Origin of the sequence: Actinoplanes sp. CA-015351, from assembly GCF_050955685.1 — a bacterium.
Taxonomy (GTDB): domain Bacteria; phylum Actinomycetota; class Actinomycetes; order Mycobacteriales; family Micromonosporaceae; genus Actinoplanes.
Map to the genome: position 1 here is coordinate 7,660,524 of NZ_CP192102.1, position 18,449 is coordinate 7,678,972.

Sequence of the window (18,449 nt, forward strand, 5' to 3'; positions counted from 1 at the left end):
CGCCGTGTGACGAGGATCGAAGGAGCCCTGACCGATGCTGACCATGTACTCGACGTCCTGGTGTGGGTACTGCCACCGCTTGAAGAGCCAGCTCGACCGCGAGGGCATCGCCTACGACGTCGTGGACATCGAGCAGGACGAGACGTCGGCCGAGTTCGTGCGCAGCGTGAACGGCGGCAACCAGACCGTTCCGACGCTCAAGTTCGCTGACGGGTCCGCACTGACCAACCCGTCGATCGTGCAGGTCAAGCAGCACCTGTCGGCAATCAGCGCCTGATCGGACGAAAAGGGGCCGTTCCCACGAACGGCCCCTTTTTCATTCCCCCGATTACGGAATCAGCGCCGGGATGCTCGAGTCGAGCAGTCCCCGCTCCTTCAGCGCGCCGTACAGCGGAGTGGTTTCCGGGTAGTGACCCCACTGGTGGTCACCGTCACCGGCGCCGAACCCGCCGAGCAGCTGCTTCTGGACCTCGCTGAATCCGTTCCACTCCGGCCGGGCCGGCAGGTCCGCGACCTCGTCGCGGATCGCGATCCAGCGCGGGGTGTAGCCGAAGAACGCGCCGACGCGCGTGATGTCGGAGTAGTTGTCCGACCGGGCGTGCCAGATGCGGCGATCGAAGACCACCAGGTCACCCGCGTTCGCGGTGATCTGGACGGCGCCCTCGGGCTGCGGCCACGAGACACCGCGGCTCGGCGGGCCGGGCAGCCAGTTGGTCTTGTGGCTGCCGGGCAGGACGGTGAAGTTGCCCCGGCCGGTCTCGCTCACGTCGGAGAACCAGTACGCGAGTTTCACCGACATCATCGGCCGCGGGTCGGTCTCGATCTCCCGGTTCTGCCGGCCGCCGTCCTGGTGCCAGTGCCACCATTCCTTCTGCTTCTCGTGCAGCTGGGGGTGCACGTCGATGTGCGAGTGGTAGACGTGCACGTTCCACCCGAGCAACGACCAGATGTACTTGAAAGCTCTGGGGTGATCGAGCAGGAAGGCCAGCTCGGGCACGTGGGCGACCGGCGAGAGCTGGTGCAGCGCACCGCCCTCGGCCTTCACCTTGTCGTAGTACCCCAGAATCGCGGCCCGACCGGCCTCGATCTCGCTCTCACTGAGCACCGACGGCACGACGATGTAGCCGTCCCGCTCGAACGCCTCCCGCTCCTGGGCGGACATGGGCGTCCACGCCGGGGCTTCCACCTGGGTCATCGGTTCCCCTCTCGTCTTTGTATCCAAGACGCATCCGGACCCCACTCAGGTTGCCACCGAACCAGAAAAAGATTCTGTTAACCCTGCAGCCACTTCTCGACGAGATAGAAGGCGATCGACGACCGCATGGGCAGGCTCATGGGTACGCCGCTGTCCGGGTCGACGTAACCGCCGGCGATCATCTTGGCGATCGCGTCCCGGGTGAACCAGTGCGCCTCGTCGATCTCCTCCGGGTCGAGCACGAACGGCTGACCAGGGTCGGCGACCGCGTGGAAGCCGAGCATCAGCGAGCCCGGGAACGGCCAGGACTGACTGCCCACGTAGTGCATCGAGCTCAGCCGGATCCCGACCTCCTCATGCACCTCGCGGACGACCGCGGCCTCGGACGACTCGCCGGGCTCCACGTAACCGGCCAGGCAGGAGAATCGGCGTACGCCGTCCGACCCGGTCGGCCAGGACGCGTTGTGCCCGAGCAGACAGCGGCCGGCCGGTCCGGCGACACCGTCGTGCACCAGCACGATCATGGCCGGGTCGGTACGCGGCCACATCAGCTGACCCTCGTCGTCGGCACGGGCCCAGCCGGCCTCCACCACCGTGGTCGGCTTGCCGGTACGCGGGGAGAACCCGTGACTGCGGTGCCAGTTGCCGAGCGCGGCCGCCGCGGTGAACAACCCGGCGTCCCGGTCGTCGAGCAGATGGCCGATCTCCCGCAGGGTGGCCGCCCGCTGATCACCGGTCGCCTCGACCGGGGCGTCGACGGCCCAGATCGGGACGCCGCCCACGTCCAAGCCGAGGAACCACGGCTCGTGCGCGGCGTCCGGCGCCTGCGACGACGGCACCAGGATCAGTGCGACGCCGTCGTCCGGGCGGCCGGTCACCAGGGCACGGCCGCCCTTCGCGAGGTCGACGACCAGGACCAGGCCGCGCGTCCAGGCGTCGGCCAGCCAGGCCTCGTCCTTCCGCCGGTGCGCGGCACGGTCCAGGGTGGTACGGGCCAGCGGCGGGGTACCGGGTTGCTCCCCCAGGTCTGGCTGTTCAGGTTCGGTCACTCTGTGCTTCGCTCCACGGCCGTCAGTACGGACAGTTGCGACTCGATCTTGTCGGCGTCGCCGAGGACAACGGTAACCGCCCGCGAGGGGGCGAGGTACTTCGCTCCGGCCGCGAAGACCTCCTCACGGGTGACGGCGGCCAGTTTCTCCGAGTGCTCGCGCAGGTGGTCGAGGCGTAGGCCGAAGCCCGCGTACATGCTGGCCAGGCCGGCGAGCCCGGATTGGGTGGACATGCCGAGGCGCAGCGTGCCCAAGGCGTATCGCCGGGCCTGCTCCAGTTCCTCCTCGCCGGGCGGGAGGCTCGAGATGCGACCCAGTTCGTAGATCGTCTCCAGCAGCGACGGGCCGGTCACCTCGGTGGCGACCTCGGCCGCGCCGAGCCAGGTGGAGCCGGCCACGGAGTGCTCGATCACCGAATGTGAGCCGTACGTGTAGCCCTTGTCCTCCCGGATGTTCTCCACCCAGCGGGAGGAGAAGTAACCGCCGAAGATCAGGTTGGCGACTGTGAACGCGGCGTAGTCCGGGTCGGTACGCGGAACGCCCGGCAGCGCCAGCCGCAGCGACGACTGCACCGAACCGGGCCGGTCGACGAGCAGCAGCGGGCCGGTCGAGATCGCCGGGGTGGGCGGGATGACGCCGTCCGGCGCCGCACCGGACCAGCCGCCGAGCACCTTTTCCGCGACGTCGATCGCCTGGTCCGGGTCGATGTCGCCGACCAGGACCAGGGTGGCGCCGGCCGGGCGGACCCGCTCGGCGTGCAGCTCGCGCACCGCGGCCGGCTCGACGGCACGGACCTCGTCCGGCGTCGGGGTCTGCACCGCGTACGGATGGGTGTCGTAGATCCGCTTCAGCAGCGCGACCCGGGCCAGATGCGCGGGCTGGCTGAGCGCGACCTGGATGTGGTCGACCAGGCGCTCGCGCTCGGTCACCACTTCCTCGACCGGGTACGTCGCGTCGGTCAGCGAGCCGGCGAGCAGTTCCAGGGTCCGATCCAGCCCGGCGGCGAGCGCGTTGCCGCTGATCAGGAGACGGTCCGGGTCGATGCCGGCGGCCAGGCTGCCGCCGACGGCCTGCAGCTCGGCGGCGATCTCGATGCTCGACAGCGTGCTGGTGCCGGTGAACAGCGCCTGGGAGAGCAGGGTGGCCGGGGCCAGCGGCGCCCGGCCGAACGGGATCCGCAGCCGCAGCTCCACCAGGGGCACCGCGGAGCGGCGGATCGCGATCACGGTCAGGCCGCTGGGCAGCCGGCGCTCCGCCTCGCGGGGCAGGTGCAGGTCAGCGTCCGGAACCAGGTCGGGCAGGGTCGTGGTGCTCATGAGGCAGCTCCCGGGATGACTTCGACGCTGGCACGGTTCTCCGGGCGCAGGGTGGCCGCGGCGGCGACGATCTGTTCGCCGGTGACCTCGCTGACCAGCTTGGGCAGCTCGTTGAGCAGGTCCGGCCGGCCGCGTTGCAGCTCCAGGACCGCCATCGGCTGGGCCCGGCCGAGCACGTCGTCGGTGCCCTGCAGCAGGCGGGTCGCCATCCGGGCCTGTGTACGGTCCAGCTCACCGGGCTTGAGGCCGTCGGTGACCAGACGGTCGAGTTCCTCGTCGATGGTCTGCAGCACCTTGCCGGCGTCGCCCCCGGGAGGCAGGTGGGCCTGCAGCAGCAGCGCGGTGGGGTTGCGGACCTGGTATTCGTCGCCCATGAAGCCGATGTACCCGCCGAGCGTGGTGGCCGTCCGGTCGCGCTGGACCAGCCGCTCCACGAGACGGGAGGCGTCGCCGTCGGTGAGCACCTCGGCGAGCACCGAGTACGGCAGGTAACGGTCGAAGTGCGCGATCGGGTCCGGTACGCCCCAGGCCCCCGCGACGGCGGGCAGCGGCGCGATGCGGTCGATGTAGGTCTCCCGCTTCTCCTCGGTGAGGCCGGGTTCGGCGAAGTCGGGCAGCTCCGGCGCGGGCCGCGCCTCGACGTCACCGAAGTGCCGCTCGATCATCGCGGTGGCCTGGGCCACGTCGAAGTCGCCGGCGACCGAGAGGACCGCGTTGCCGCAGGCGTAGTAACGGTCGAAGAAGCCCTGTGCGTCCTCGACGGTGGCGCTCTCCAAGTCCTCGAACGAGCCGTACCCGTCGTGGGCGTTGGCGAACGTGGAGAACATCACCGGCGGCAGTTTGAGCCAGGGGAACCCGCCGTACGGCCGGTTCAGCACGTTGACCCTGATCTCTTCCTTGACCACGTCCACCTGGTTGCGCAGGTTCTCCTCGGTGAGCCGGGGCCCGCGCATGCGGTCGGCTTCGAGGAAGAGCGCGCGCTCGAGGCCGCCGGATGGCAGCTCCTCGTAGTAGTCCGTGTAGTCCAGGTGGGTGGAGCCGTTGAAGGTGCCACCGGCGCCTTGCACGTGCCGGAAGTGGGCCAGCTTCTCCAGGTTCGCCGAGCCCTGGAACATCAGATGCTCGAAGAGGTGGGCGAAGCCGGTACGGCCTTCCGGTTCGCTGCGGATGCCGACGTCGTAGACGACGGCCACGCCGACCACCGGGGCGCTGCGATCCGGAGAGAGGACCACACGCAGACCGTTGCCGAGGGTGAATCGCTCGACCGGATATTTCGTCGCGGGGATCTTGATTCTGGGCGCCACGGTACGAATCTAGCGTGTTGGCACGGATCCGCGCGGTAGTCATCGGTGTAGCAGGGCGATGACGCGGAGTAAATGCGTCGATATCCCGATCCGCCGATCTTTGCGGGACCGGCGCACTCCGTGTTGCCCCCGTCACAGCACTTGACGCGTCAATCCCATCTGTTCCACTATTCCCATCCAGCAGATAGGTTAAGCAAAGAATCACGGGAGGGGGCGCGCGACATGTACGTATCGGCTCGCACGGACTACGCCGTACGCGCAATGCTGGCGGTCACCGCCGAGCACCCCCACCTGGTCAAAGCCGCTGGACTGGCTGCGGTCCAGGACATCCCGCTCAGCTTTTTGCAAGGAATCCTGCTCGATCTGCGCCGCGCCGGGCTGCTGCACAGCCACCGCGGCGTGGACGGCGGGTACGCCTTGGCCCGCCCGGCCGAGGAGATCACCGTCGGCGACGTGGTCCGCGCCGTCGGGGGTGCCCTCACCACCGTCCGGGGGCTACCCACGTCCACGGCGGTCTATCACGGTGCGGCGACGGCGCTGCATGACGTGTGGATCGCCGTCGAGGCGGCCATCGAGGGTGTAGTCGACCACAAGACCCTGGCCGAACTCTCTCAAAACTCAGTGAAGAAAAATTAGGAGTGAGCATGAGCTCCCGCACCACACGTGCGCTTGCCCTTGCATCGGCCGCGGTTGTGGCCTCTACCGCGCTGGCCGCTTGCGGATCGAACGACGACAACACCGCCGAGGGCACCAGCGGCGCGGCTGCCGAAGCCAAGACGATCAACCTGGGCTACTTCCCGAACATCACCCACGCGCCCGCCCTGGTCGGCGTGAACAAGGGTCTGTTCAAGGAGGCCCTCGGCAGCGCGACCACCCTCGAGACCAAGACCTTCAACGCCGGTCCGGCCGCGATCGAGGCCCTGCTCTCCGGCGCGATCGACGCGACCTACATCGGCCCGAACCCGGCGATCAACGGCTGGTCCACCTCCAAGGGGACCGCGCTGAAGATCATCGCGGGCAGCACCTCCGGCGGCGCCGGCCTGGTCGTCAAGGAGGGCATCAACTCCGCGGCCGACCTCAAGGGCAAGAAGATCGCCACCCCGCAGCTCGGCAACACGCAGGACGTGGCTCTGCGCGCCTGGCTGAAGGAGAACGGCCTCAACGCCGACACCAACGGCGGCGGTGACGTCTCCGTCCTGCCGCAGGACAACGCGACCGCGATCCAGGCGTTCGCGCAGGGCACCATCGACGGCGCCTGGGTGCCGGAGCCCAACTACAGCAAGCTGATCCTCGAATCCAAGGGCAAGGTCCTTGTCGACGAGAAGACGCTGTGGCCGAACCAGGAGTTCGTCACCACGCACCTGATCGTCAGCCAGAAGTTCCTGAAGGAATACCCGGGAACGGTCAAGAAGCTGCTCCAGGGCCACATCAACGCGGTCAAGTACATCAAGGACAACAACGCCGACGCGCAGACCGCGGCGAACGCCCAGATCGAGGCGCTCACCGGTAAGCCGCTGAAGGCCGAGATCCTGACCGCCGCGTTCGCGAACCTGAAGTTCACGTACGACCCGATCGCGTCCTCGCTGTACACGAGCGCCCAGCATGCGGAAGAAGTCGGCCTTCTCAAGACCGTCGACCTCAAGGGCATCTACGATCTCGGTCCGCTGAACGAGCTGCTCAAGGCAGACGGTCAGCCCGAGGTCAGCGACGCCGCGGCCAGCTGACGAACCACTGATGGGAGGGGCGAGCATGAGTACGGTCGTCCGGATCGACGACGTCTCGAAACAGTACGGCTCGGGCAGCAACGCTCTGCTCGCCCTTGACCACATCTCACTCGACGTCGAGCAGGGAGAGTTCGTCTGCCTGCTCGGCGCGTCCGGCTGCGGCAAGAGCACGCTGCTCTCGCTGGTGGCCGGACTCGACAAGATCTCCAGCGGCACCCTGGACATCGGCGGGCGGCACGTCGCGCTGATGTTCCAGGAGGCCGCGCTCTTCCCCTGGCTCTCGGTGGCCGGCAACGTGGAGCTGCCGCTGCGGCTTCAGGGCCTCGGCCGGGCCGAGCGCCGGAAGCGGGCCCTGGAGCTGCTGGACATCGTCCGGCTCTCCGGTTTCGCCGACAAGCGCCCGCACGAGCTGTCCGGCGGCATGCGGCAGCGGGTCGCCCTGGCCCGGGCCCTCGCCCAGAACGCCGACGTGCTGCTGATGGACGAGCCGTTCGGCGCGCTCGACGCGATGACCCGCGACATCCTGCACGACGAGCTGGAGCGGATCTGGCGCGAGCAGGAGCTGACTGTGCTCTTCGTGACCCACAACGTGCGTGAGGCCGTACGCCTCGGCGACCGGGTGGTGCTGCTCAGCAGCCGCCCGGGCCGGGTGATCGAGGACTTCAAGATCGGCCACCCGCGCCCCCGGCGCATCGACTCCCCCGAGGTCTCCGGCCAGGCCGCCGAGATCACCGACCGGCTCCGCGCGGAGGTCGCCCGCCATGCCAACTGAGCCCACCAACACCACGGCCACCAGAACCACGGCCACCAGGGCCGCCGTCCAGGGTCTCGACCCGGGTGCGTTCCCGCCTCCCGCGGACCTCAAGCCCGTCGACCTGGCGGCCGCCGACCGGGTCAGCGGCATGGACGCGCTCGAACTCGGTCCCAAGAAGGAAAAGGGCCGGATCGGGCTGCGGATCTGGAACAGCACCTGGCCGAAACTGCTGGCGATTGCCATCGTCATCGCGATCTGGCAGATCACGGTCCTGTCCGAGTGGAAGCCGATCTACGTTCTTCCGGCGCCGCTCGACGTCTTCACGGTCCTCAAAGACCTGGTCACCACCGCTGACTTCTGGAACGGCGTACGCCTGACCATGACCCGTGCGATCACCGGCTTCTTCCTGGCCGTGCTGATCGGCACGATCATCGGCGCGGCCGTCTCCCGGTTCGCCCCGCTGCGCGCCGCGATCGGCTCGCTGATCACCGGCCTGCAGACGATGCCGTCGATCATGTGGTTCCCGCTCGCGATCCTGCTCTTCCAGCTCGGCGAGAGCGCGATCATGTTCGTGGTCGTGCTCGGCGCCGCGCCCTCCGTGGCGAACGGCCTGATCAGCGGCATCGACTATGTGCCGCGGACCTGGCTGCGGGTCGGCCAGGTGATGGGCATGAAGGGTCTGGCGCAGTACCGGCACCTGATCCTGCCGGCCTCGCTGCCGTCGTTCGTCTCCGGCCTGAAGCAGGGCTGGGCGTTCTCCTGGCGCAGCCTGATGGCCGGTGAGCTGCTGGTCATCGTGCCCGGCACGGTCTCGGTCGGTGTCCGGATGCAGAACGCCCGCGACCTGTCGGACAGCGCCCTGGTGATCAGCTACATCATCGTCGTCCTGGTCATCGGCATCCTGATCGACCAGCTCTTCAACTTCGCCGACGGCAAGCTCCGCAAGCGCTGGGGATTGACGGGAAGCTAAAGCGGCCGCACCGACTCGAGGACCTCGTCGACGACGTAGTCGAACTGCTTGTGGGTTCCCGGGATCGAGACGTACAGAATCGCTGCCGTCGGCTTGCCGACGTCGATGACCGCCACCGCGGAGAGTTCCTCGGTGGCGGTCAGTCCGTTCGCCTGGAATTTCAGCCGGAACTCGCTCACGAAGGCCGGCAGCCCGCCCAGCGTGGTGACCTCGTCGCGGAGCGGCTCCATCGTGTTCGGCTGCGGGTAGTACTCCGCCCGCACGTCCGCCGCCACCTGCCGGCCGACGCACTCCAGGTCGAGCGAGACCGCGTCGTTGTCCGCGGCCGGCACCGCCGCCGACAGGATCGACGCGTGGTACTGCCCGCCGCTGTACATCTCGGTCACGAAGTGCTGACCGACGCGATAGGGAACTTCGAGGGTCCCGGCCCGCCACACGTCGTCCCAGACCAGCCACGGCGAACCGTACTTCCGGTACGAGATGCCCGCTTCCTCGTCCTCGGTCCGCTCGCCGGTCACCGGTGCCGCAGCACTGGGTTTCCGGGTCGGCGCCGCACTCGGCGCTGTGGTCGGCGCCGGGCAGGCCTGTGCCAGCGGCGGTCGCAGATCGGCCGGAGCAGCCGCCTTGTCGGCGAACGGATTGCTCTCCCCACCGAAGATCACGATCAGCAGCACCGTCAGACCAGCCGCCAGAATCGCACCGGCCACCCCACCGAAGATCATCAACTGCCGCCGGCGCCGTTGTGCCCCATCCGGGCGCGGCGCCTCCGGCTCCGCAGGCGGTTGCGCGGCTTGCGAGGGTACGCCCGAAGCGGTGACCGTGCCCGACGTCCACGACCCGCCAGACCGGCTCCACGCGTTCGGTTCCGACATGTTCTCCAGTGAACACCACGGGACGTCTCAAGAGCCGGTACGCCTGTCGGCATTGTCCACCCGTACCGGGCCTTTTCCAGAAAGTTCAGCTACCGTGCTGCCATGGAACTGGTGTATCCCCCGGTTGTCGGCCTAGCTAAGACCATGTTTCGCGTCCTCGACAACAAGATCGAGGTCCAGGGCGGCGAGCACATCCCGACCAGCGGCGGGGCGGTGCTTGCCAGCAACCACTCGAGCTACCTCGACTTCATCTACTGCGGCCTCGGTGCCCAGCCGTCCAAGCGGCTGGTCCGCTTCATGGCGAAAAAGGCAGTGTTCGACCACAAGATCAGTGGTCCGCTGATGCGCGGCATGAAGCACATCCCGGTCGACCGCAAGGCCGGCACCGCCGCCTTCCGCGAGGCGATCGAGTCGCTGCGCAGGGGCGAGATCGTCGGCGTCTTCCCGGAGGCCACGATCAGCGAGTCGTTCACCATCAAGGCGCTGAAATCGGGTGCCGCGCGGATGGCGCAGGAGGCCGGCGTCCCGCTGATCCCGATGGCTGTCTGGGGCCCGCACCGTCTCTGGACCAAGGGGCGGAAGAAGGAGCTCACCAAGCGCCACGTGCCGGTCATCATCAAGATCGGCGAGCCGATCCAGATGCCGGACGGCGCCACCGCCGAGGCAGTGACCGTCCTGCTGAAAGAGCGGCTGACCAGGCTGCTCGACGACGTGCAGAGGGCGTACCCGGAGAAGCCGGCCGGCGAGGACGACCGCTGGTGGCTTCCCGCCCACCTCGGCGGCACCGCACCGCTGCCGCAGCCCTCAGCGTCGGTCTGACACTTCCTTACCGAAGAAGCTCAGCCTGACCGAAAGAGATCAGCAAGGCCCTCGGCGCGCCGCGCCGGGGGCCTTCACTTCGCCCCATAAAGGCATCGGCGCCGCACCCATGCGGGCACGACGCCGATTTCTTTTGAGACTTACGGCTACCGCCGGAGGTGGCAGCCGATCAGGCTCGGAATCAGACGGAGCGGATGTTCGCGGCCTGCGGGCCCTTCTGGCCCTGGGTCACCTCGAACTCAACACGCTGGTTCTCCTCCAGGCTGCGGTAGCCCGACATCTGGATTGCGGAGAAGTGGGCGAAGACGTCGGCGCCGCCGTCGTCCGGGGTGATGAACCCGAAGCCCTTGTCCGCGTTGAACCACTTCACAACGCCGGTAACCATGATCGTCTCCTCGACGGTCGATCGCTCTCGCCCATTATGGACGGGAACGAGGTAATAAGACCCGCATTCTGCGGGACTCGTGTCGCCGTACTGATCGCCCGTACCGGAGAAACCCGGGTTACGACAAAGAGCGCCTGGGGCAGACTTCCCCACAGGCGCTCCTGAGTACTTGGGAACCAAACTGACAACGCTCGCGAGCGTATCATGATGGAGGAGGCCGGGGACATGGTCGGCACACATTTGGCGCGGCGTCTCAGCGACGCCGGACTTGTCTGGAAACCGCGGCTCGGCGACCGGTTCACGGTGCCCGATCGCGACCTCGACGACGAAGTTTTCGTGCTGAGCAACATGACTATCCAGGTACATGATCGACCTGACGGCCCGATCATCGGCTTCAACGGCACCACCGAGTGGGCACTCGACGATGTGGATCTCGACGAGGCGATCTGGCTGCCCCGCGAAGATCAGCTGCGGGAACTCCTCGGCGGAACCTTCCGGGAACTGCGCCGCGAGACAGGCGACTATTCGGTACGCGTCGGCGTGCTCGGCGAGGACCGCGTCTTCACCGCAGCGAGCGCCGACGAGGCGTACGCAAGTGCTCTGATCTTTCTCCTTGGTGCCGCCGGCCTGGGCGCGTCAGAGTGACTCCTCCGGCACCGCGAGGATCAGCTCGGCCAGCTCGCTCGCGTCCATGAGATCGGCCGGACGCACCGTGACCTGCTCCCGGACGTAATGGAACCCGGCGCGGACCCGGCGCACCGGCACACCGGCCAGTGCCGCCCAGGCCAGCCGGTACGCGGCCAGCTGCACCGCCGCGGCGTCCGCCTCCGCACCACCCGGGCGCCGGCCGGTCTTCCAGTCGATCACGTCGAACCGGCCGTCCGGGTCGGCGAAGACGGCGTCCATCCGGCCACGCACCACCACACCGGCGACGGTCGTCGCGAACGGGACCTCGACCTCGACCGGATTGCGGTCGGCCCACTCCCCGGTCAGGAACGCCTCCTGGAGAGCCGCCAGCTCCTCGTCACCGGCCGCGCCGTCGTCGGCCGCACCCGGCAGCTCGTCGATGTCGATCAACCGGCCCGCCCCGAACCGCTGCTCCAGCCAGAGGTGGAACGCGGTGCCGCGCCGGGCCTGCGGCGCCGGGCGGTGCGGGAGAGGACGGCGCAGCGATCGCGCCAGGGCTTGCGGGTCACGCCGGAGGACAACGAGCTGCGAGACCGACAGATGCGGCGGGAGTGCGACCTCGGCCGGGCCGTCCTGGGTCGTGCGTTCCGCACGCTCGGCGAGCAGGAGGCGAGCCTCGTTCCGCCAGCGGACGACGTCCGGGTCCGCCGCTGACTCGGCCTCCTCGCCGGCTTCCTGCTCGCCGGCTTCCTGCTCGCCGGGTTGCGAGCCCGGACCCGCCAGGCCGACCAGATCGGCGGCCAGCCCCGCCCGTGCCGCCACCTCAGGGTCACGTGACGCCAGGTCGGCGAACGCCTCAGCGGCCGACTCGTCCGGGCTCTCGATCATCCGGCGGATCAGGTCGGCGGCGGCCACCATGGCCGGCCGGCGCAGCCCCAGGGGATCGGCCGGCCACTCGGCACTCGACACCGCCTGCTCGCTCGGGTTCGACTCGCCCGGCGCGGGCTCCGGCGTCCACCGGTCCACCACCCCGGCGCCGTCCGCGCAGACCGCCCGGATCTCGTCGAGGAAGACCGACGGCCCGCGCGGCCGCTTCACACTCTCGCCCCACCAGTAACCCGAGCAGAGCAGCAGCCGGCGAGGACGCGTCACCGCGACATAGGCGAGCCGGCGCTCCTCCCGTTCGTCATGCTCCCGCCAGGCCCGGCCGAAAGTGGTCAGCGCACCCGCCACGTCCTTCTGCTCGACCGCGTCGGTCAGATCGAGATCGGGCAGACCCGACGAGTCACCGCGCAGCGGGAACGGCAGCACACCGATGCCGCCCAGGTAGTGATCGGAACTCCGGGACATGCCGGGCCACACTCCCTTGCAGAGCCCGGCCACCGACACCACGTCCCACTCCAGGCCTTTCGCGGCGTGCGCCGTGAGGATCTGCACGGCGCCCTCGACCACGTCCACCTGACCCGGTTCCAGCCCGCGTTCCTCCTCCTCGGCGGCGGCCAGGAAGGCGAGGAAGCCGGCGATGGTGCCGCTCTCGTTCTCCCCGGTGTACCGGGTCGCGGCCTCACCGAGCGCGTCCAGGTGGGCGCGGGCCAGCCCGGCGTCACCGGCCGCCCAGCCACGGACCGCCACCTCCACGTCCAGGCCCATCGTTCGCTCGATGTCCGCGAGAAGATCGGGCAGCGGTTGGTCCAGGCGCTGCCTCAGCGCACCCAATTCCTTTCCGTACGCCCGGAGCCGCGCGAACCCCTCCACCGAGTACTGCGCCGGAATGCCCAGATCGGCCATCGCCTCGACCAGGGTGGCGTCGTCGAGACGGTCCGCGATGATCTCCGCTTCCTCGGCGTCGCTGTGCTCCTGCGCCCGGGCAGCGGCGAGCGCCCGGGACCGGCGATGCAGCGACACCAGGTCACGCGGGCCGATCCGCCAGCGGGCGCCGGTGAGCAGGCGCAGCAGGGACGCGCCGTCGGTCGGGTCGGCAAGCACACGCAGGGTGCAGACGACGTCGCGTACCTCCGGGGTGTCCAGCAGCCCGCCCAGGCCGACCACCTCGACCGGGAGGCCACGGGCACGCAGCGCCTCCTCGATCGCCGCGATCTGGCTGCGGACGCGTACCAGGACCGCGCTCGTCGGACGCAGGTCCAGCGGGATCTCGCCGGCCGGCGCGGACGGCATGCCGGCGGCCAGGCGCCACGCGGTGAGCATCGAGTCGGCGATCCAGCCGGCCTCGTCGGCGTACGTCGGCAGCAGCGCGCACGTGACCGTCCGGCCACCGACCGCCTCGGCCACCCGGGGCGCCGAGGTCAGCTCGGTGACCTTCACACCGGCGCGCAGCGGGGCCGAGATCGTGTTCGCCACCGCGAGGATCTCCGGGCGGTTGCGCCAGCTCTTGGAGAGGCTCTGCACCCAGGCCGGGTGCTGTTTCCGGTCCGGGAAGTCGCTGGGGAACCGTTCCAGCGTCCCGGCCGAGGCGCCCCGCCAGCCGTAGATCGACTGGCTCGGGTCGCCGACCGCGATCACCGGGTGGCCGCCGCTGAAGAGTTCCTTCAGCATCACCACCTGGGCGTGGCTGGTGTCCTGATATTCGTCGAGCAGCACGATCCGGAACCGGCCGCGCTCGACCGCTCCGACCTCCGGATGGTCCCGGGCCACCAGGGCGGCACGGGCCATCTGGTCGCCGAAGTCCATCGCCTCCAGGTCGAGTTTGCGCTGCTGGTAAAGGCGTACCAAAGGCAGCAGGGTGAGTCGCTGCTGCTGGCGCCGGAGCATGTCGGTGACGTCCTTGTAGACCCGGCCCGGGTATTCGGTGATGTCGGCGTAGAACCCGCCGGTCCAGGCGGCGACGTCGTCCGGTGTGGTCAGGTGCTCGGCGATCTCGGCGGAGAGCGCCAGCACGTCGTCGGTGACGGTGCCGGGCGCGCGGTTCAGCCCGGTCATCTCCCCGGTGTACGTGCGCACCAGCGAGTCGACGATCTGCCAGCGGGCGGCCTCGGTGAGCAGCCGCGCGGACGGCTCGTAACCGGCGCGCAGCCCGTGCTCGGTGACAACCCGGGCCGCGTACGCGTGGTACGTCGAGATGGTGGCCTCACCGGCGAACGCGTCGTCCCGGCCGAACCGGCGGATCAGCTGGCCGACCCGGGTACGGACCCGGTGCGCCAGCTCGCCGGCGGCCTTGCGGGTGAAGGTGAGACCGAGGATCTCGCCTGGGTGCGCGTACCCGTTGGCGACCAGCCAGACCACCCGCGACGCCATCGTCTCGGTCTTGCCCGACCCGGCGCCCGCGACCACCAGCAGCGGCGCCACCGGAGCCGCGATGATCGCCTCTTGCTCGGCGGTCGGCGGCGGCAGGTGCAGCATCCGGGCCAGCTCGCGCGGCGTGTACCGAGGCCCGGAGTCGGCGCGGCGACGGGCCCGGGGTTGTTCTCCGAACAGCGTGGGTTGGCTCATTGTGGTTCGACGACCTGTCGCCCCTTACCAGAAATTGGACAACTCGTGCGGACCGGGCAAACCCGGCACCGGCTGTTCGCCACCGCGGAAAACGTCGAGGCGGCCATCGTCTCCGCCGTCCGGCGCACCATCGCGTACGCCCACTGCGGATCCGTCGCGTCGGAGAGCGGCACCTGCATCTGCTCGCGGGCCTCCCTGCCCGGACCGAGCTGCACCAGCGCCGCGCCGCCGCTGTCACTTCCGTAATCCGCGAAAGCGCCCGCGTCGACCGCCGCCTGATAGCCGCCGAGCTGCGGGTTCTCCGCCACGTCAGCACCGGCCACGGCGGTCGTCTTCCCGGTCTTGAGGTCGATCACCACGAGCCGGCCCTCGTCGTCGATCTCCAGCCGGTCGACCCGCCCGGTCAGCTGGATCGGCCGCTGCTCGTCCTCCAGCCGCACGGTGAACTCGTGCTCGATCGCCAGCAGCCGCCGCGGGTTCACCGCGAGCCAGCGCAGCAGCTTGTCGACCATGCCCTGCGCCCGCTCATGCTCCGGCCCGGCCAGCCAGCGCGCCGCCAGCTCGATCGAGTCGAACCGGGCGCTCACATATTCGACCAGTTTCTCCCGGTCGGCGTTGGCGTCCTCGGCGAGCATCGCGGCTGCGTGCACCAGGTTGCCGATGCCCTGAGCGGGTCCGGCCGGAGCCGCACCACCGTGCCGTTCGAGCAGCCAGCGCAGGCTGCAGCGCAGCGCGCTCTCCATCGACGAGGGCGTGACCTTGACCAGATCACCCTCGTCGATCAGCGGCCGGTCGTCGGAGAGCGGCCGCAACCCCCACCACTCGTCCGGATGGGCGCCTGCCACCCCGGCGGCGGCCAGCTTCGCGAGCTCACCCGCCGCCGCGCGCCGCCGGCCAGGCGTCTCGTTTTCCGAGACCACGACGGTACGGAGTTCGGCCACGAGCGAGGCGAGCGTGAGAGCCCGAGGAGCCCGCCCGACAGCAAGCTCAACCTCCCCGCCGTCCAGATCTTCCAGCTCTTCCGGGGTTTCCAGCTCTTCCGGGGTTTCCAGCTCTTCCGGGGTTTCCAGCTCTTCCGGGGTTTCCGGGTCTTCCGGGTCTCCCGGCTCTTCCTGGTCGTCCGGGTCCGTTTCCCGAGGCTCGGGTTCGGGCTCGGGTTCGGGCGGCTGCGGATCCTGCGGGCCGTCACCCGGGCCGGGCCCGCCCGAGCCGTCGGACCCGCCCGGACCGTCGGGCCCGCCCGGACCGTCGGAGCCACCTGTGCCACCCGCGCCGCCGGGGCCGCCGGCCGCCAGCTCGGTCAGGAAGCGGCTCGGCTGCTCCTCACCGCCGATGCCGCCGGAACTCGCGGACGACACCGCGGTGACCACGAGCCGCCGCCGAGCCCGGGTGATCGCCACGTAGAAGAGCCGCCGCTCCTCGTCCAGCAACGCCGACGTCTCACCGGCGACCGCGGCCGGACCCGACGCGGGACGGCCGGCCAAGACGTCGACCAGACGCTCCGACCCCAGCAGACTCCCGCGCAGGCGCAGGTCGGGCCAGATGCCCTCCTGCACACCGGCGAGAACCACGACGTCCCACTCCAGGCCTTTCGCCGCGTGCGCGGTCAGCAGCCGAACCGCCTCACCCCGGTCGGCGCTCGGCGCGATCGAGTCAGCGGGCAGGTCCTGGCCGAGGACATGTTCAAGAAACACTTCGGTACGCGCACCCGGCAGCCTGTCGACGAACCGCGCCGCCGCGTCGAAGAGCACCACCATCGAGTCGAGATCACGATCCGCCGCCTCGGCACGCCAGCGCCGGGCCCGCCCCGCCTCCCGGTGATCCGGCATCGGGGTGGAGCCGGTGCTCATCGCGTACCACCGGTCGGCCAAACCGCTGGCCCGCCACACCGCCCAGAGCACGTCCTCGGCCGTGGCGCCCGGCTCGGCGGCGGCTTTCCGAGCCACGTCGATCAGATGTGCCACGGCTTTGGCCGGCCGCGCCCAGCGACGCTCCACCATGTCCAGTCCGGCCGGGTCCCGCACCGCGTCGACAAGCAACTCCCCCGACGGCCGCCGGTCACCGGCCGCGAGAGCGAGCGCCCGCAGCCCCTGCCGCAGCCGACGCTCGGCAAGCGGATCGGCCCCGCCGAGAGGCGAGTGCAACAACGCCACCGCCGCCTCTTCCTCAAGCACACCCGGATCAAGCGCACACCGCAGGAGCAGCAGAAACGGTGCGACAGCAGGCTGCAGGTGCAGCGGCAGATCCTCGGCGAACGTGACGGTCGGAACCCCGGCAGCGGCCAGCGCCCGCTGAACCGAAGGCTGCTGCAGAGTGGTCGACCGCATCACCACGGCCATCCGCGACCACGGCACCCCGTGCAGCAGATGCGCCTCCCGAAGCGCGTGCGCGATGAACGCGGTCTCCGCAGCAGGCGACCGGAAAATCCGCACCACAGCCTCAGAAACCAACACCCCAGCCTCGGGCACCTCAACCGCAGGCACCTCAACCTCCGGCGCTTCAATCGCTGGCGCCTCGGGCTCCGGCGCTTCAATCGCTGGCGCCTCGGACTCCGGCGCTTCAATCGCTGGCGCCTCGGACTCCGGCCCGCCCGCGCCGGCTTCGCCTCCGCGCCTCCCCTCACTCTCGATCTTGTGGATTTCCGCAGGCCCGTTCTCGTGCGAGTCAACAAGATCGGCAGAGGAGGGGGCCGGCGCCGGAGCCGCAGAGGAGGGAGCCGGCGCAGGAACCCCAGAGGAGGGAGCCGGCGCAGGAACCCCAGAGGAGGGAGCCGGCGCGGGAACCCCAGAGGAGGGAGCCGGTGCGGGAGCGGCGGGCGGGAACATCGGGCGGTGGCTGATCGGGCCCCGCATGCGGCGGGCCACGCGCCCGGTCGCGCTCAGCAACGGCGCTGCCACGCGGTAGTTCGTATGCAGCGTCACCGTCTCCGCCGGCGCGCCCGCCGGTGAGCGGAAACGGTCAGGGAAGGCCGCCACCAGGGACGGGTCGGCGCCTCGGAAGGCGTAGACCGAGGAGTCCGGGTCGGCGAAGGCGACGACCGGTTTGCCGCCGCCGGCGACCTGGGCCAGCAGGTCCATCTGGGCCGGGTCGGACTCGGCCAGCTCGTCGACGTAGACGAACGCGAGGCGTCGGCGCTCGGCGGCCAGCAGGTCCGGCTCGTCGGCGAGCAGGCCGGAGGCCGCGCGGACCAGCTCGGCCGGATCGTAAGCGGTGGAGCCTCGAGTGGTGACGTCACGCAGGGCGAGCACCGCGACGTACTCCCTGAGGAAGCGGGCTGCGGCCGGCCAGTCGTCGCGGCCGAGCCGCTCGCCGAGGCGGGCCAGCTGCGCCGGGCCGATGCCACGCTCGGCGGCGCGCTGCATGAGGTCACGCAACTGCTGGGCGAAGGCACGGGTGGGCAGGGCCGGGCGCAGCGCCTCGGGCCAGCCGATCTGATCGGGCGCCTCCGGGTCACCGACGACGGCCAGCAGCTCCCGGATGATCAGGTCCTGCTCGGGGCCGGTCAGCAGCCGCGGCGACGGCTCACCACGCTCGGCGGCCGCCCTGCGGAGCAGGCCGAACGCGTACGCATGGAAGGTCCTCACCAACGGCTCGTGCACGATCCGCCCGCCGTCGTCGGCTATCCGGGCCTCGATGCGGTCGCGCAGCGCCGACGCGCCACGGCGGCCGAACGTCAGCACCAGGATCCGCTCCGGATCGACCCCCTCGGCGATCCTTGCCGCGACCGACTCGACGAGCAGCGTGGTCTTGCCGGTGCCGGGACCGCCGACCACCAGCAGCGGCCCGCCGGCGTGCGCGGTCACCCGACCCTGCACCGGGTCGGCGAGCAACTCGGGCACAGCAGGACGAGGACGCCGAACCAGGCGATAAGCCGGCCGGCGCACCGGAGTCTGGGGGGCCGGCGTGCTCACGGCATCTATGAGAGCACGCCGGTACGACGTTCTCCCGCAGCGAGGTACCGGCCGAGGGAGATGCGGACGCGAGCCG

Annotated in this window: 15 protein-coding genes; 7 read left to right on the forward strand and 8 right to left on the reverse strand. The window is 70.0% G+C overall.

Translation table 11 applies throughout. The annotated features are described in order from the left end of the window. Positions 1-34 precede the first annotated feature (34 nt). Positions 35-277 carry a mycoredoxin gene (locus ACQP2E_RS34730; RefSeq protein ID WP_433827192.1) on the forward strand — a complete coding sequence of 81 codons (243 nt, stop codon included), beginning with the start codon at positions 35-37 and terminating at the stop codon, positions 275-277. A 51-nt stretch (positions 278-328) separates the two neighbouring features. On the opposite strand, the gene ACQP2E_RS34735 is transcribed toward ACQP2E_RS34730, so the two are convergent. The 4 genes from ACQP2E_RS34735 to ACQP2E_RS34750 all read right to left on the reverse strand — a co-directional run bounded on the left by ACQP2E_RS34735 (position 329) and on the right by ACQP2E_RS34750 (position 4,864). Further along, positions 329-1,195 carry a phytanoyl-CoA dioxygenase family protein gene (locus ACQP2E_RS34735; RefSeq protein WP_433827193.1) on the reverse strand — a complete coding sequence of 289 codons (867 nt, stop codon included), beginning with the start codon at positions 1,193-1,195 and terminating at the stop codon, positions 329-331. Positions 1,196-1,272: 77 nt separating this feature from the next. Then, complete coding sequence (gene nudC / locus ACQP2E_RS34740; RefSeq protein WP_433827194.1) at positions 1,273-2,244, reverse strand: NAD(+) diphosphatase; 972 nt, start codon at positions 2,242-2,244, stop codon at positions 1,273-1,275. Further along, on the reverse strand, positions 2,241-3,560 hold the full coding sequence (locus tag ACQP2E_RS34745; RefSeq protein WP_433827195.1) for a M16 family metallopeptidase: 1,320 nt from the start codon (positions 3,558-3,560) through the stop codon (positions 2,241-2,243). The genes nudC and ACQP2E_RS34745 overlap by 4 nt, the downstream gene beginning before the upstream one ends. Continuing rightward, positions 3,557-4,864 carry a M16 family metallopeptidase gene (locus ACQP2E_RS34750; RefSeq protein ID WP_433827196.1) on the reverse strand — a complete coding sequence of 436 codons (1,308 nt, stop codon included), beginning with the start codon at positions 4,862-4,864 and terminating at the stop codon, positions 3,557-3,559. The genes ACQP2E_RS34745 and ACQP2E_RS34750 overlap by 4 nt, the downstream gene beginning before the upstream one ends. A 222-nt stretch (positions 4,865-5,086) precedes the next feature. Here ACQP2E_RS34750 and ACQP2E_RS34755 point away from each other — a divergent pair, with 222 nt between their 5' ends. From ACQP2E_RS34755 to ACQP2E_RS34770, 4 genes are read left to right on the forward strand one after another with little or no spacing between them, the layout of a single operon-like run. Next, a complete protein-coding gene (locus tag ACQP2E_RS34755) occupies positions 5,087-5,500 on the forward strand; it encodes an RrF2 family transcriptional regulator (RefSeq protein WP_111651733.1) in 414 nt (137 codons plus the stop codon). An 8-nt stretch (positions 5,501-5,508) separates the two neighbouring features. Next, positions 5,509-6,588, forward strand: a complete 1,080-nt coding sequence (locus ACQP2E_RS34760) for an ABC transporter substrate-binding protein (protein ID WP_433827197.1) — start codon at positions 5,509-5,511, stop codon at positions 6,586-6,588. Between the two features lie 25 nt (positions 6,589-6,613). After that, positions 6,614-7,360 carry an ABC transporter ATP-binding protein gene (locus tag ACQP2E_RS34765; RefSeq protein ID WP_433827198.1) on the forward strand — a complete coding sequence of 249 codons (747 nt, stop codon included), beginning with the start codon at positions 6,614-6,616 and terminating at the stop codon, positions 7,358-7,360. Then, entirely contained in the window at positions 7,350-8,312 is a 963-nt protein-coding gene (locus tag ACQP2E_RS34770; protein ID WP_433827199.1) for an ABC transporter permease, read from the forward strand. The genes ACQP2E_RS34765 and ACQP2E_RS34770 overlap by 11 nt, the downstream gene beginning before the upstream one ends. Here ACQP2E_RS34770 and ACQP2E_RS34775 read toward each other — a convergent pair. Further along, positions 8,309-9,184, reverse strand: a complete 876-nt coding sequence (locus ACQP2E_RS34775) for a hypothetical protein (RefSeq protein ID WP_433827200.1) — start codon at positions 9,182-9,184, stop codon at positions 8,309-8,311. The genes ACQP2E_RS34770 and ACQP2E_RS34775 overlap by 4 nt on opposite strands. Before the next feature lie 102 nt (positions 9,185-9,286). Here ACQP2E_RS34775 and ACQP2E_RS34780 point away from each other — a divergent pair, with 102 nt between their 5' ends. Beyond that, the gene (locus tag ACQP2E_RS34780) at positions 9,287-10,003 is read left to right on the forward strand and encodes a lysophospholipid acyltransferase family protein (protein ID WP_433827201.1); all 717 of its coding nucleotides are present in this window, start codon (positions 9,287-9,289) and stop codon (positions 10,001-10,003) included. Between the two features lie 181 nt (positions 10,004-10,184). Here ACQP2E_RS34780 and cspE read toward each other — a convergent pair whose 3' ends face one another. Continuing rightward, entirely contained in the window at positions 10,185-10,388 is a 204-nt protein-coding gene (cspE, locus tag ACQP2E_RS34785; RefSeq protein ID WP_014447450.1) for a transcription antiterminator/RNA stability regulator CspE, read from the reverse strand. A gap of 207 nt (positions 10,389-10,595) precedes the next feature. Between cspE and ACQP2E_RS34790 the strand changes: the two genes are divergently transcribed. Beyond that, positions 10,596-11,033, forward strand: a complete 438-nt coding sequence (locus tag ACQP2E_RS34790; protein ID WP_433827202.1) for a pilus assembly protein CpaE — start codon at positions 10,596-10,598, stop codon at positions 11,031-11,033. On the opposite strand, the gene ACQP2E_RS34795 is transcribed toward ACQP2E_RS34790, so the two are convergent. Then, the gene (locus ACQP2E_RS34795) at positions 11,025-14,462 is read right to left on the reverse strand and encodes an ATP-dependent helicase (protein WP_433827203.1); all 3,438 of its coding nucleotides are present in this window, start codon (positions 14,460-14,462) and stop codon (positions 11,025-11,027) included. The genes ACQP2E_RS34790 and ACQP2E_RS34795 overlap by 9 nt on opposite strands. Next, a complete protein-coding gene (locus ACQP2E_RS34800) occupies positions 14,459-18,301 on the reverse strand; it encodes an ATP-dependent helicase (RefSeq protein WP_433827204.1) in 3,843 nt (1,280 codons plus the stop codon). The genes ACQP2E_RS34795 and ACQP2E_RS34800 overlap by 4 nt, the downstream gene beginning before the upstream one ends. Positions 18,302-18,449 lie beyond the last annotated feature (148 nt).